Consider the following 14,169-nt stretch of genomic DNA (forward strand, 5'->3'; position numbering starts at 1 on the left):
CTTTGATACGACCCAATGAAGATTCTAGGCCGCTTTGCCACCCTGGGATAAGCTGGTTCAGTTCATCTGAGTTTGGGGTCCAGGGCGTCCCGTAAACCGTCTCCCAAAATATTAAAACATAAAACAACGGCAAGAATACAAAGACCTGGGGCCGTTACCAACCACCAAGAGCTTTCAATAAAGGAACGTGAATCAGCAAGCATCACGCCCCATTCTGGAGTTGGCGGCTGAGCCCCTAGCCCCAAAAAACCAAGAGCGGCCACATTGAGAATTCCATCGCTAAATCCAAGCGTGGCCTGAACAATTACGGGGGCCAAGCAATTGGGAAAAATATTTCGAAGAGCGATCCGGCCATGTCCCGCTCCAAAGCTAATGGTCGCATCTACGTACGGCTTAGCCTTTTCAGACAAAACGCTTGCTCGCACAATGCGAATAAAATTTGGTAAGGCAACGAGACTCACCGCAATCACCGCGTTCGTAAGATTCGATCCGAGCACAGCCACGACGACTATGGCCAACAGTATCGATGGGAGTGACATTAAAACGTCGACTCCCCTTAAAATGAGATTATCTATCCAACCTCCACAATACCCAGCAACTAAACCCAACAAACTCCCGATGGACAAAGTGACCACGACAACCATCAGACCAATACCAAGAGAAATTCGAGCCCCGAAAATAAGACGGCTCAAAACATCTCGTCCGATGTCGTCCGTTCCCAAATAAAATTGATGACTGCCACCGGGCATCCAAAAAGGAGGGTTCATAAAAGCTCCCTCAAAAACCCGATTCGGACTATGGGGTGCTACGAACGGAGCAAATACGGCAATAAGAATCAAGGACAAAAGAAACAACAAGCTAACAAGTGCTCCTTTATTTTTCTTAAATGAACACCAAAGATGTCTCCATTCCATTAGCCTTTGCCCCTGGTGAGAGGATTCGCTATTTGACAAAGAACATCGGCTACCATATTGACCAAAATAATAACCACCCCGATCAGAAAAACTCCTCCCTGAATAACAGGATAATCGCGGGCATTGACGCTGGTAACGAGCCAACCTCCAATTCCAGGCCATGAAAAAATTGTCTCTGTTAAGATTGCCCCAGTTAGCACGGAGCCCACCATCAAACCCACGATTGTAATAATAGGAATAAGGGCATTGCGAAGGGCATGAACAACGACAATTCGAAAAAGACTCAGTCCTTTTGCTTTGGCTGTCCGAATATAATCCTCACGTAAAACCTCCAGCAAACATGATCTCGTCATGCGCGCAATGGCGGCCAGTGGAATTGTTCCCAAAGCCAATCCTGGCAGAACAAGATGGGCCACGGCATCTCTGAATGCAGCTCCACCTCGTCCACCTTGAAGCCATGTATCAATGAGCATAAAACCAGTCACGGGATCAACATCAAATGAGGAACTCATTCTTCCCGAAACAGGCGTCCACCCCAAAGTCACAGAGAAAACCAAAATCAAAATCAGTCCCCACCAAAAAATTGGCATTGAATACCCAACCAAAGCTGATCCCATTAAGAGATAATCCATCGGAGAATTACGTTTGAGGGCAGCCAATAGACCCAACGGAATCCCCAATAAAACCGACCAAAGAATCCCAATCAAGCCCAATTCAACGGTTGCCGGAAAACGGTCGAAAAACTCCTCCAAAACAGGCTGATGGGAGGAAATGGAGACACCCAGATCTCCGCAAATCGCATTTGAAAAAAATTGCAAGTATTGTTGGAGAAACGATCGATCAAGCCCCATGCTTTTGCGCATTTCCTCATAGACCTGAGGAGATGATCCTCTCTCGCCCAGCAGCAACATCACTGGATCACCAGGAACCATGCGAATCAGCAAAAAAGCAACAATTGAAATACCAATCAAAGTTGGAATTGAAATCAAAAGACGGCGCAATATAAAGCGAATGATCACAATAGTTTCTCTTGCCAGTTTGGCGTCAAAAAATGCTCATACGAATCTGCTCGCGAGGCAGATTGGCTATTTTAAATCGACCTCAAAAAATGATTCCGTACCAAACGGATTTAGCCTGTAACCCTGAACTCGATCTGTCATCGCCCTAAATACCGTGGAGTGGGCAATTGTCACCCAAGGCGCCTCTCTTTTAAAGATTTGTTGTGCCTCCCGATAGAACCTTGTTCTCTTCGTGAAATCAGTTGTCAGCCTTGCCTTTTCTATGAGCTGAGCAAACTCCTTGTTGCACCATCGGGCGACGTTGCTACCCGCTTCAACCGCCGCACACCCCAGCAGAATGCCAAAGAAATTATCAGGATCACCATTGTCTCCGGTCCAGCCCAACTGAATCATTTGGTGTTCACCTTTTCTCGCCTTGGCTAAATAGGTTGGCCAATCGTAGCTGACTAATTTCACCTTGATCCCAATTTTAGCAAGATCAGCTTGAATGAGTTCCCCCATTTTTTTCCCATTAGGTAAATAAGGGCGCGACACGGGCAAAGTCCACAGCTCAACTTCAAAACCATTTGCCAAACCAGCCTTTTTAAGCAGCGTTCGCGCAGCGGCCAAATCATAGCCATAATCATTGACCTCTCCATTGTACGACCACATCGCAGGAGGAATTGGATTCACCGCAATCTTGGCATTCCCAAGATAGATGGCTTCGATATACGAACTTCGATTGAGTGCATGATGAACAGCTCGACGAACAAGTACATTATCAAAAGGTTTCTTTTCCACATTCATCGCCAGATATCCCACATTTAATCCAGGCTGCTGCACGACTTTAATTTTTGGATTCAACCCCATCGCCTTTAGATCTGTGGGTGATGGCTCGGCAATCAACTGACACTCACCCGTTTTTAGTTTTTGATATCTTACGCTCGGATCTTTGGTAATTGAAAAAACAACCTTGTCCAGTTTTGAACGGCCGAGAAAATACCCAGGGTGGGCCTCATATCTGATCAGAGTGTCTTTCACGTAACGCCTGAAAACAAAAGGTCCCGTGCCGACAGGCTCATTGTCAAGCTTTTCGGGAGTACCCTCTCTTAACAACTGAGTCCCATATTCAGCAGAGATGATAGAAGCAAAATCCATTCCGAGATCAGACAGAAATGGCGCTTCCGGATGGTGGAGTTTAAACTTCACCGTGTACTCGTCGACTTTGATGATATCTTTTATGATTTTGTCCATTTCCATCGAAGTGAAGTATTCATAATTACCCCCACCGACCTTGTTGAAAGGATGATTTTTGTCCCGCATGCGATTGAATGACCAAATGACATCATCCGCATTGAACTTTCTTTTCGGAGTGAACGTATCTGTTTTTTGAAAACTCACGCCTTGCCTGAGTTTAAAGATGAATTCCAAACCATCTTTCGAAACGACCCAAGATTCGGCGAGAGAAGGGACGACTTTGGTGCCACCACTTTCGAAATCGACGAGGCGATTGTAGATCATGCGAGAACTCGCGTTGAAGGTTGGACCATCAGCCGCCAATTGAGGATTGAAGGTGCTTGGGCTACCTTCCGAACAGTAAACAAATACTTTCTCCTGAGCAAAGGCTGCTGTTGGACCCACCGTCGATAGCCCAAATGCCAACAAAACCCAAAGGCAAAACTCCGATCCAAATTGAAAAAACAGATTCGTTCGAGTAACAGCCAAACAATTTTCGATATAACGAAGCATTCTCGGATTCCCCCAAAAAGCGAATTCAATTGAGACCAAGATTTTGGATCATCCCACAACATCTTAGAAGGTGCTAGATCCTATCATTATCACGGAAGCGACCAGTCAATCGGATCCTGCTTCGTTTTCACCAAATAGTCATTTATTTTTGAAAAAGGACGACTGCCAAAAAATCCTCGGTATGCAGAAAGAGGAGACGGATGGGGAGCCTCTAAAACCAAATGCCGCCGCCGATCAATAATTGAACCTTTTTTTTGCGCATATCCTCCCCAGAGCAAGAATGCTAAATTCTCTCGGTGGCTATTTAATGCTCGAACAGCCTCATCTGTAAACTGTTCCCACCCCTTGCCTTGATGACTTCCTGCCTTTCCAGCCTCAACAGTGAGAGTTGCATTTAACAGTAAAACCCCCTGATCAGCCCAAGGCTGTAAATTGCCGTCTCTAGGCATTTTACAGCCAACATCGCTGCATAATTCCTCGTAGATATTGCGCAATGAAGGAGGAAGGTCTAGGCCTGACCTCACGCTAAAACAAAGGCCATGCGCCTGTCCTGGTCCATGATAAGGATCCTGGCCCAATATCACCACTCTGACACGTTCAAATGGAGTCAGATTAAATGCTGCAAAATACTCAGGACCAGGCGGTAATACCCGCTTCCCTTGTCTCAGTTCTTTACGCAAAAAAACTCGAAGACTCTCCATGTATCCTTTTTCAAACTCAGCCCCAAGAACAGCTTTCCACCCAGGTTCAAGTTTGATCTCAGATTTTGCTTCTGAAGTAGACTCCAAGGCCATACCACACCCCAATAAATAATTTTGATCAAATCCGATGTGACCCATGGGTACCCAATCACTCGCCTGATGCCAAGCTCCAAATGAGATTGAAATTGACCTGCCCCCCAAGCAACCACTGGCATGTTGCCCATGTTCTTTGGATAAAAACTTGACAGCTCTGGCAGGATATTCAAATTGGGGTAGGAGTATGAGGAACGTGAAGAATCAAGAATCAAAAATAAAGCAATACGAGCCGAGCCCGGAAGTGAAGGCCTTTATTTTTCAGCAGATCCAGAGTCTGGAGCCAATGCTCGGTGAGGTTGGCTCGATGGGTGTGTTCGTGGAAAGAGTTGAGAAACCTCAGAAATCTGGAACTAGGGCTGAGGCCTATGCGATTCGTCTGGTCGTAGCGCCTGGGGGGGCTCGTATAGAGGCGCGTGGCGAGAGCGATAACATTTATGACGCTTGCATTAAGGCCAAAGACCTCATGGTACAGAGGCTGTCTCCTTTTGTTGATGCGGCCCGACAGTCAGCTGAACGGGATAGTTTGATTCGTTTTTATTCTGGGGGCGGCCGGTTTCAGTAGTTGTGTTGGGGCTGGTGGTGTTTTTGAGCCTCTGGTCTTATGCCGCTGTTTTTGTTTCGCTTAGACTTATTTCTTGAGCGGACGTTTATAAGCCGTAAAGGATAATGTCTTTTTCTTTAAAATCTATCAGGGGATTCGCCACAGAATTTCCCCATATTCCGCTGAGTACTTCTAACGGCTGCCAGCCCGCACTGGGAGAATGAGTGCTCGAATAGTTCAACTTTTGGGTGGAATCCCAAACAAAGGCGAGAATATCGGAGGCAGAGTAACGAAATGCATACGTTGGTTCAGGATGTGGATTATAATTGATCTCGAATCGAGGCCAGAGATGAGAAAATGTCCAGCAGCGGATAGAGCCATTTGATAGCTTTACTTCCAGTTGTAATACCGCGCGGCTATCGACTATCTCATGGAATGGGCTTTCGCATTCTTCGCGCAGTGCCCTAAGAATGCGGGAGTGAAACTCAACTTCAATGAGACGCTCGACCAAACGTTTTTCCTGTTCTGGCGTGTAGGAATATCTTTTACGGATATCTAATGGATTCCTTTCTGCTACCTTTTGTGGAGTGCTTGAAATTTTTTGGACAGATACACCACTCCTCGCAACGAAATTAGGGGGATGCAAATGTTCTTTTGTCGGTAGACTTTCATTCAGATACGATTCCGATTTTTCCTTTATTTGATAGATTTGAAGGCGGGAATCGAGATTTTTAAAATCGGAGATGACAAGCTGAATTTCTGTCGTTTCGCCGCTCAAGAAAATACTGTCAGTCCTTGCCCCCAAAACAGATTGAATCCATGAATTATAGGCCTCTTTGTCTCTCCGTATTGATTCGTCCGCAAGCTTTGTGTAAACGGCCGAAAACGGAAAAGAATTAAATACCCTTGCAAGGCGGGATACCTCTGGGTGCGAAGGACGAGGCCACTGAAACCAAATATGGGTATTGTCTGCCGCCATCGTCCAATTGACCGAGTCTCCCCCAATTTCTGCCGGAACCCCCATAAATTGAATATCATGAATGCGCAGAAACTGAAATGGACTCAGACAGTGAACCTTGTCCGCTCGGCGGCCGCAAAGAAAAAGTGAGCTCTCATACACCCCCTGTCCCAACACCAATATTTTTACTCCCGGCAGTTGGTTTAGGATAAAGTTCAAGAGGTCGCTGGGCTCCCCGTCCCCCCCTTGATCATCAGGCCTCTCACGAAAAATGAGAACGTCGGGAAGCAAACCTTTGCTTATAGATCCTCTTAAGTCCGATAGGCATGCTTTCTCTGAACCAAAAAGGCTTAGAATCGATCTTCCATTTGTCTTAATGGACAGATTATCTTCTCTCAATTTTGTAACAATCATCGCAATTTCCTCACCAAAATTTTGCCTCAGTCATGGAGTGGTATTTGGGGTTCACTGCTTTCGAACTGCTGATCGGAGCAATTATAGTTAGAAGGTATAAATGAGAACAACCTCAGGATTCCTCATATATCTCCGTTTAGGACCACATTCTGCTATGCATTATTTTGAGCCTCTGAAGATTATAGCGCTGTGCTCTAAAACTCAAAACTTACATATTCTATTTATTGACTTACACATTACTTATAGATAACTTACATACTTTGTGGAGGAATGGCTCATGGAAAAACTCGGTTCTGTCTCTTGTCCCCTCACTAAAAAGGAAAAGAGAGTTCTCGAGTTTATCGAAGGTTTCATACATGAGCAGGGGTTGTCTCCTTCCTTCCAAGAGATCCAAGAACACTTTGGATTCCGTTCGATTAACTCTGTGCAGTCCTATCTGCGACAACTACAAAGCAAGGGTTATATCCACAGTCCCGGCAGCAACCAAAAGCGTGCCATCTCCATTTTGCGATCGGCTCAAACTGTTTCGTCTCCCCTAGGACTAAACCATCGCCGTCCCCCTTTCCGGGGACGGCTTCTTTCTCTGCCTCAGAGAGTGGGGTCTCTGTCTCAAAGCTCCGAACCTCCGTTTGAGTCCCTATCCTTACCTCTCCTCGGCCGAGTTGCTGCGGGAAAACCCATTGAGGCTCTCCATAGCAACGAATTTATTGAAGTGCCTTCAAGTATGGTTCGAAATCCGGCCAAAACTTTTGCCTTACGAGTCGAGGGCCAATCAATGATCGAAGACGGTATTATGGACGGTGATTTTATCTTTGTGCAACAGCAGTCACACGCAAAAAATGGAGAGATCATTGTAGCCATTATTGATAATGAGGCCACAGTGAAGCATTTTTATCTGCATAACTCAAAAGAGCCAAAACTTATCCACCGTTTTCCACAGAGTTCTTCACAAAAAAACCAGACCCCTTCTCCTCAAATTGAACTGCGACCTGCTAACGCAAAAATGGATTCCATGTGGTTCCATCCTAAACAGGTAGAAATCCGAGGGATCGTTGTGGGTTTAATCAGACATTACTAGTTCAATGAGCACCTGCACACTTGAGCAACTAAAGAGTAAATTGGGCGGCAAGTTGGTTAATTCCAATTTGGTAAAACCACGGGAAGGCATTCCCACAGGCTTGGCAGAACTTGATCATTTTTTGTTATGGAAGGGGCTTCCTCGAGGAGCTGTCAGTTTATTGGTGAGTTCTTTAGGACGAGGCGCAACAAGTCTTTGGGGTCAAACCGCTGCACCACTGACCCAACAAACGAAGTGGGTCGCTTGGATCAACAGCACCAATGCAGAACTTTGCCCATGGAGCCTGCATCAGGCAGGTGCTAATTTCTCTCGCGTGCTTGTCGTTTCCCCCCCCGATGGTATCAAAAATATTTTATGGATTCTGCAAGAACTCCTCTCGCTTTCCTTATTTGAAATGATCGGCTGCGATCTTGGCAATTCTTGTCTCAGCGAGAAAGATCTTGCCCGCCTCAGTCGGCAGACACGAAAATTTGACACGGCCCTTATTTTATCAAGTACCAATCCATTTATTCGACGAAGTTCTTTGTACTCTCTAATTTTGAATTTTAATGCAGAGCAGATAGGAGTGGAACGAGCCCAACATCGCTCCACCCCCCATTTTATTGTGAGAGAAAATTCTTATGAGAACCTTATGCATCAACTTAGGCAGGACAGAAGATTTCTCAGTGGCTGAAAACTTTCTTCGACTGAGCCCTCTGGTACAGTTTCAAAAACCAGGGTTTATCTTTGTCGATATTACTGGCACCAGTCACTTATTCGGAGGAGAGCTTCAATTATTGAACGAGGCTTTGCGTCTGGCTAAGGGCTCTCACCCAGAGGCCACTGTGGCCATTTCCGACACTCCAGCACCAGCCCAGGTTCTTACAAGCTTACAGCCTTCTTTCCCATGTGTTCCACCAGGACAAGAGAGGGACTTTCTACTGAATCTCCCCCTAGAGGCCTTGATTCATCTCGAAGGCCTGGTCCCTTGGGAATCAGCGGATGCGATTCAGTCCATTGTCTCTTTCTTTCAAACACTGGGCCTTAAGGTCATTCGTGAACTTGATAAGTTGAGAATCGAATCTTTACGCGAGCGCTGGGGAATAATGGGAGAGATGTTATGGAAAAAGATTCACGCAGCCGAGAAACAAATTATATCTCCCCTTATCCCGAGCGAAACTCTGCGCGAATTCGTGCATTTGGATTGGCCGATATCCCTACTTTCTTCTTTGCTTCATTCTCTCAGAGTCATTCTCAGACGGCTCTGTCAGAGATTACAGGGAAGGGCCGAATACGCTCGCCTCATTTCTGTTTATCTCTATTGTGAATATTCTCAACGAACTCACTTCATCGAATTACGACCGGTTCAGCCCAGCAGAGATTTGGAATTACTTCTAAAATTATTGGAAAATAAACTCGCCTCCACCGACTTAGAAAATCCAATTCAGGATATGGAAATAAAAATTTTGCCATGCCCAGAAAAAGTCCTTCAATTGGATTTTTTCTCTCCACGCACTTATGAGCGAGACAAAATGGATCAACTCTTAAGTCTTTTTAGTCAGTGTTCACTCAAAGCCGGTTTTTTCAATCTCTCTCATTCATTGGTTCCTGAAAACTCATGGTCTCTTTCTCCTGATTTTATTGAGTTTACGCCCCTGACAGACCATATAGACACGAAGGAAGAGTCCTATCGAGTTAAACCCGCATACAGTAGACATCTCCCCTCTTCTCCAAGACCAACTCGATTGTTAAAAATTCCGGAAAAACTAAGTTCATTAAAAGTGAAGCAATTGCGCTTTCTCAGTTCATTCCCTATCGAGAGGATTGAGGACAAATGGTGGACGGAGTTACAAAAAAGAGATTACTTTTTTGCTCTTTCTCCTCTCAAGCAAGGTCTGTGGCTCTATCACGATCTGATTAAAAATGAGTATTATATTCATGGGTACTTTGACTAGATCTGTCGTTCAACCGACACCATCCAGCGCTCCAATTAATTTTGTTGAGCTGATTGGACGCAGTAATTTTTCTTTTCTACAAGGAGCCTCTCATCCAAACGAAATGGTCTTGCAGGCCAAATCTCTTGGCTACAGGGGACTTGCCATCTGTGATCTCAATGGTCTCTATGGAGTTGTCAAAGGCTACGAGGCCGCCGAACGGCCCTCTTCGTTCGCAATGGATGATGATGCGTTTCCGCTTGCCTCACAAAATCATAATTTTAAGTATCACATCGGCACAGAACTGACTTTCAGTGATTCCAATTTTGGATCTTTGGTTCTTTTGCCCATGAACAAGGAAGGCTACTCTCATTTGTGTCAAATCTTGACTCTGGCCCTCCGAAGGTCACCAAAAGGCTTCTCTTCTCTTAGTCTGAAGCAAATTCAGCCCCTGAGTGATGAACTTATCGCCTGCCCTCTGCCTCCATGGCATCCAAACACCATCAACCAACTGAGAGAAATTTTTCCACGTCGGCTTTATCTTCCTGTGTGGAAGGATTTTTCATGGTCCTCTGTTCAAATCTATCAGCAAGCTCTTCAACTGGAAGAGAAATTTGATCTTCCTCTTTTCGCAACTCAACGACCCTTCATGCACCATCCAGATCGTAAACCTCTCCACGATGTTCTTACCTGTATTCTCCATCAGACCACTCTCAACAAAGCCAATACTCTGCTTCTCGCAAATTCAGAGCGCCACTTGAAACCCCTACATGAATTGACCTACCTGTGGCGTGAAAGGCCTGATCTCCTTTTACGAACATTGGAGATTTCAAGTCGCCTTGAATTTTCTCTAACCGAGCTTCGCTATCAATATCCTCGATCTCAACTCCCTCCAAAGAGAACAGCAGCGCAACACCTCTCTCACCAAGTAGAGAGGGGATTGGCCTGGCGATTTCCGCAAGGCCAACCCCCTCATATTCGCCAACTGGTCGAACATGAAATCAGCATTATCACTGAAATGGGATACGAGGACTATTTTCTCACGATTTGGGACATATGTGAATTTGCTCGCCGCAAGGATATTCTTTTTCAAGGTCGTGGTTCTGCCGCTAACTCTGTCGTCTGTTTTGCTCTCGGGCTAACGGCAGTTGATCCTACCCAGATTCAATTCCTCTTTGAGAGATTTATTTCTAAAGAGAGAGGAGAGCCGCCCGATATCGATATCGATTTTGAAAGTGATCGTCGTGAGGAAGTTCTTCAATACGTTTACCAAAAGTATGGAGAACTGCACGCAGCCATGGTCTCTACTGTCATTTGTTATCGCACACGCATGGCGCTGAGAGAAACCGCCAAGGTATTGGAAATTCCTCAGACCCGGGTGGACCATCTTGTTAAGCTCGCGGGGCGGGAAGGACTGCGTGAGATTATGGCCTGTCCGAAGAAGGTTGAAAAGTTTGAAATCGATTCGGATAAATTTCAATTGCTCATGAAAATCAGCTATTCCTTGCAGGGCTTTCCCCGCCATTTGGGAATTCACACAGGCGGATTTTTAAATTTCTGAACGCCCTGTCACCGAATGTGTGCCCATTGAAAAGGCGAGCATGGACAAACGATTCGTCATTCAATGGAACAAGGATGATCTCACCACGCTCAAAATGATGAAGGTCGATATCTTAGGTCTCGGAATGCTGACAGCCCTTCGAAAGTGCTTTGCTCTACTAAAAATTCACAAGAATATCGACCTGAGTCTTTCGACAATTCCCGCTTACGATAAGCCCACTTATAAAATGATTCAAGAAGCGAAGACTGTAGGAACTTTTCAAATCGAATCACGAGCTCAAATGTCGCTCCTCCCACGCCTGAAGCCATCTCATTTTTATGATTTGGTGATACAAGTCGCCATCGTTCGACCAGGTCCCATCCAGGGGGGAATGATTCACCCATTTATTCGGCGACGCCATGGACGAGAGAGGGTTCACTATCCTCATCCAAAATTGGAGGCCATTTTAGGCAAGACCCTTGGTGTTCCGATTTTCCAAGAACAAATTATGCAGATAGCATCTACGGTTGGAGATTTTACTCCAGGTGAGGCAGACGAACTCCGAAGACTGATGTCCTCAAGTTGGAAGAATCCAGACGTGATGAGCGGTCTGAGACAACGGCTTCTTAATGGCATGCTCAAGAACGGAATTTCTCTTGGCGATGGAGAAAAGCTTTACCAAACAATTGAAGGTTTTGCCTCATATGGCTTTCCCGAAAGCCATGCTGCTAGCTTCGCCCTTCTTACCTATGCCAGTTGCTACCTCAAATGCCATCACCCAGAACTCTTTGTTTGCTCTCTCCTCAATAGTCAACCCATGGGATTCTACTCATCGCGCACTCTTATTGGAGAGGCCCAAAGAAATGGGGTTAATTTTCTCCCACTTTCAATTCAAAAATCTGAATATGACTACACAGTCGAGAACCCTTCTGTCAGTTCTGAAATGCCTGTTGCTCCATCGATACGAATGGGCTTTCGCGCCGTCTATGGCTTAAAAAGAAAACACATAGAATCCCTCATTGAGAATAGAAGCCTCATTGGCACCTTTGATGGTCTTGAAAGTCTGATTCGTCGAACTCAGTTGCCTCGACACATCTTGATTCGCCTCGCTTCAGCCGGAGCATTTGATGACTGGAGGATTTCTCCACGAGCGGCCATTTGGATTATTCAGTCTCTTTCTCTCGATCCGCAAAGTCTCTTGTTCGGTCGTCCCAAAGAAAATTTTGATCTTACATCAGACATTTCTTCCTTGCCGGGAATCGAAATAATTCCAAGCGAAAGCCTTTGGGAGCAATTAATGAGGGAGTATAAATTTACGGGCTTATCACTCAATTATCACCCCTTGAGTCTACTGCGTTCACATCTTACTCAAGCAAATCATTCCTTTCGCCAAAAAAATCTCATTCCCTACGTTTGCAGCGAGCAGCTTTCTACCTTAAACAATGGAAAGCCTGTTCGTGTGGCCGGACTTCTCAGTATTCAACAGCGTCCACCTACAGCGAAAGGTTTTGCTTTTCTGACTCTCGAAGATGAAACCGGATTCTTTAATATTGTCCTGACCCCTCAAGTTTATCAAACTTACCGTCTGACGCTGCTTAAATCACCTCTACTCGAGGTTCAAGGAATCTTAGAGAAATGTGAAGGAGTGATCAATGTCAAAGCTCTTAAGCTATTTCCCTTAAACTCATAGCTACTAACTTAGAAGTCTATCCCGAAGTTTGAGCGCGAACAACATCTCGATTTCTAAAAGACTTCCATTTTTAGTCTTGTTGAGATCGAAAATAATAAAGAGCTTCATTCGGCCGAAACAACTGATCCCATTCTCTCAAAAGACGCATGCGATCGGAGGCCATCAAATTCTGAATTAAATCTTTTGACAATTTTCCTGTTTCACCACGAACTTCATTCAGATGCAACAACCCATGAACTAATGAAAAAGATTTTATTGTTTTCTGTTTATCAATAAAAGACCCATAAACACTTCCTGCTGCCGCCAAGGTCAGATCAACACGGACGACTCTATTAGTGGGATGATCAGAAGGTTTAGATAGGATTTTATCTAAACCTCCACCGGCATTATTGATATCCCGATTCACTTGATAGCCTTTTGAAACGATATAGGTCGCCATCTGGGCAACGTCAGGTGAGTAACCTTTTTTAACAAGCCATCGAGAGAAATAGGCATTCAACCAAAAATGATATGGTTTTGGGGTCAAGCAACCTGAAGCCTGAGTGGGAAAGGCATAATGAGATTTTTGCGATAGCATTTGAGCAAACTCAAGATACGAGATGGCCGTGCTGATAACACTAAGACCGACTACCATATTTGAAGCTTCGTTAGGTAACTCAATGGCAGACAATCGATAGCCCGTGTTAGGACCACCATTCCCGTAAAGAGCAAGCAATTTCCAAGCGGCCTCAACTGCCTCAGGCTTGCTGAATGTAGCTCCTTGAAATCCAGAAACCAAATCTTCAAATAGAACACCCCGCTCTTTAGATTTAATTCGATTAATCAAAATCAATGCGCTTTGACGAATGCCCTCTCTCAACCGCGGGTCACCAATAAATTCCATCCATATCTTAGGAAGAATCATATTAGAATTGTAGCTTGCTTCAGATAGCAGATCAGATGTTGCACGTGTGCAGTTAATTGTCTGCAACACGGATATCTGTGCACAGGCTATAGAAATAGCGGCCGTGTACTTAGCCCAAGAGGAATAGCCCGCTTCCGTGCCTGTAGGATTCAATATTTCATCTATTTTTTTTTGTTTAGCTCCGAACGCTCTGGCAACAGTTTGAGTTAGGCCAACCAATTGAGTGGATTGTCCTGTTCTTAAATACTCATCAACGGCTTCTAATGTAAGAATATTCCCTTGTTCATCGTAGGTGATTTCTCTCAGCAAATTGCCCGTGGTGTCGACCACAAGAAGAGAATCCAGTATTGCATCTCTTTGGGCCTCAAAAATCGGCACAAGAGCCCGATCCCATGGACCATTAAAAATTGTATGGAAACCGCTTTTACTTTGTTCAAAGTAGAGCTTGCGGGCTACTTCATAACGTCTCGTTAAGGTTTTATTTTGCCAGTCCTCATCCTTGCCTCTTACCCAAATGTATCGATCAATCATTGAACCTAGACATTGATCGCCTGTGGAGAGAAAGGTGTCTAAACCATTTGAGGTGACGGCCTTCGCCGGAATCCATACTGTCGCCGTCAATAAAACCGAGAACATGAAGAGAATTCTTCTCATGGGCAATAGACCATGCAAA

12 protein-coding genes are annotated in these 14,169 nt (G+C 45.1%); 6 read left to right on the forward strand and 6 right to left on the reverse strand.

Going from position 1 to position 14,169, the window contains the following annotated elements; genetic code table 11:
* Positions 1-62: 62 nt before the first annotated feature.
* The 4 genes from IPJ71_09185 to ung form a co-directional block, all read right to left on the reverse strand.
* Complete coding sequence (locus IPJ71_09185) at positions 63-914, reverse strand: ABC transporter permease subunit (GenBank protein ID MBK7843854.1); 852 nt, start codon at positions 912-914, stop codon at positions 63-65.
* Complete coding sequence (locus IPJ71_09190; protein ID MBK7843855.1) at positions 914-1,930, reverse strand: ABC transporter permease subunit; 1,017 nt, start codon at positions 1,928-1,930, stop codon at positions 914-916. Before IPJ71_09190 ends, IPJ71_09185 begins: the two co-directional genes overlap by 1 nt.
* 69 nt (positions 1,931-1,999) lie before the next feature.
* A complete protein-coding gene (locus IPJ71_09195) occupies positions 2,000-3,661 on the reverse strand; it encodes an ABC transporter substrate-binding protein (protein MBK7843856.1) in 1,662 nt (553 codons plus the stop codon).
* 89 nt (positions 3,662-3,750) lie between these two features.
* Positions 3,751-4,455: a uracil-DNA glycosylase gene (gene ung, locus IPJ71_09200; GenBank protein ID MBK7843857.1), complete on the reverse strand. Its 705-nt coding sequence runs from the start codon at positions 4,453-4,455 to the stop codon at positions 3,751-3,753.
* Positions 4,456-4,642: 187 nt separating this feature from the next.
* On the opposite strand from ung, the gene IPJ71_09205 reads away from it, so the two are divergent.
* Positions 4,643-5,020, forward strand: coding sequence for a hypothetical protein (locus IPJ71_09205; protein ID MBK7843858.1), 378 nt, complete (start codon positions 4,643-4,645; stop codon positions 5,018-5,020).
* An 85-nt stretch (positions 5,021-5,105) separates the two neighbouring features.
* Here the strand turns inward: IPJ71_09205 and IPJ71_09210 are convergent, their stop codons facing one another.
* Positions 5,106-6,371, reverse strand: coding sequence for a hypothetical protein (locus tag IPJ71_09210; protein MBK7843859.1), 1,266 nt, complete (start codon positions 6,369-6,371; stop codon positions 5,106-5,108).
* Positions 6,372-6,648: 277 nt separating this feature from the next.
* Between IPJ71_09210 and lexA the strand changes: the two genes are divergently transcribed.
* Genes lexA through IPJ71_09235 form a run of 5 tightly spaced genes read left to right on the forward strand, consistent with a single transcriptional unit; the run spans position 6,649 to position 12,592 of the window.
* Positions 6,649-7,449 carry a transcriptional repressor LexA gene (lexA, locus tag IPJ71_09215; protein ID MBK7843860.1) on the forward strand — a complete coding sequence of 267 codons (801 nt, stop codon included), beginning with the start codon at positions 6,649-6,651 and terminating at the stop codon, positions 7,447-7,449.
* Between the two features lie 4 nt (positions 7,450-7,453).
* Positions 7,454-8,122 carry a hypothetical protein gene (locus IPJ71_09220; protein ID MBK7843861.1) on the forward strand — a complete coding sequence of 223 codons (669 nt, stop codon included), beginning with the start codon at positions 7,454-7,456 and terminating at the stop codon, positions 8,120-8,122.
* On the forward strand, positions 8,115-9,383 hold the full coding sequence (locus IPJ71_09225) for a hypothetical protein (protein ID MBK7843862.1): 1,269 nt from the start codon (positions 8,115-8,117) through the stop codon (positions 9,381-9,383). The genes IPJ71_09220 and IPJ71_09225 overlap by 8 nt, the downstream gene beginning before the upstream one ends.
* Complete coding sequence (locus IPJ71_09230; GenBank protein MBK7843863.1) at positions 9,367-10,923, forward strand: PHP domain-containing protein; 1,557 nt, start codon at positions 9,367-9,369, stop codon at positions 10,921-10,923. The genes IPJ71_09225 and IPJ71_09230 overlap by 17 nt, the downstream gene beginning before the upstream one ends.
* 19 nt (positions 10,924-10,942) lie before the next feature.
* A complete protein-coding gene (locus tag IPJ71_09235) occupies positions 10,943-12,592 on the forward strand; it encodes an error-prone DNA polymerase (protein ID MBK7843864.1) in 1,650 nt (549 codons plus the stop codon).
* Between the two features lie 70 nt (positions 12,593-12,662).
* Here IPJ71_09235 and IPJ71_09240 read toward each other — a convergent pair whose 3' ends face one another.
* Positions 12,663-14,132 carry a hypothetical protein gene (locus IPJ71_09240; protein ID MBK7843865.1) on the reverse strand — a complete coding sequence of 490 codons (1,470 nt, stop codon included), beginning with the start codon at positions 14,130-14,132 and terminating at the stop codon, positions 12,663-12,665.
* Positions 14,133-14,169: the final 37 nt, after the last annotated feature.

This window comes from Bdellovibrionales bacterium (genome assembly GCA_016714165.1).
Taxonomy (GTDB): Bacteria; Bdellovibrionota; Bdellovibrionia; order Bdellovibrionales; family UBA1609; genus JADJVA01.

Excerpts from the sequence above, each read along its gene's own strand:
- IPJ71_09205 (MBK7843858.1), top strand. The coding sequence starts at position 4,643 with ATGAGGAACGTGAAGAATCAAGAATCAAAAATAAAGCAATACGAGCCG.
- ung (MBK7843857.1), bottom strand. The coding sequence starts at position 4,455 with ATGGCCTTGGAGTCTACTTCAGAAGCAAAATCTGAGATCAAACTTGAA.
- IPJ71_09185 (MBK7843854.1), bottom strand. The coding sequence starts at position 914 with ATGGAATGGAGACATCTTTGGTGTTCATTTAAGAAAAATAAAGGAGCA.
- IPJ71_09230 (MBK7843863.1), top strand. The coding sequence starts at position 9,367 with ATGGGTACTTTGACTAGATCTGTCGTTCAACCGACACCATCCAGCGCT.
- IPJ71_09220 (MBK7843861.1), top strand. The coding sequence starts at position 7,454 with ATGAGCACCTGCACACTTGAGCAACTAAAGAGTAAATTGGGCGGCAAG.
- IPJ71_09240 (MBK7843865.1), bottom strand. The coding sequence starts at position 14,132 with ATGTTCTCGGTTTTATTGACGGCGACAGTATGGATTCCGGCGAAGGCC.
- IPJ71_09210 (MBK7843859.1), bottom strand. The coding sequence starts at position 6,371 with ATGATTGTTACAAAATTGAGAGAAGATAATCTGTCCATTAAGACAAAT.
- IPJ71_09195 (MBK7843856.1), bottom strand. The coding sequence starts at position 3,661 with ATGCTTCGTTATATCGAAAATTGTTTGGCTGTTACTCGAACGAATCTG.
- lexA (MBK7843860.1), top strand. The coding sequence starts at position 6,649 with ATGGAAAAACTCGGTTCTGTCTCTTGTCCCCTCACTAAAAAGGAAAAG.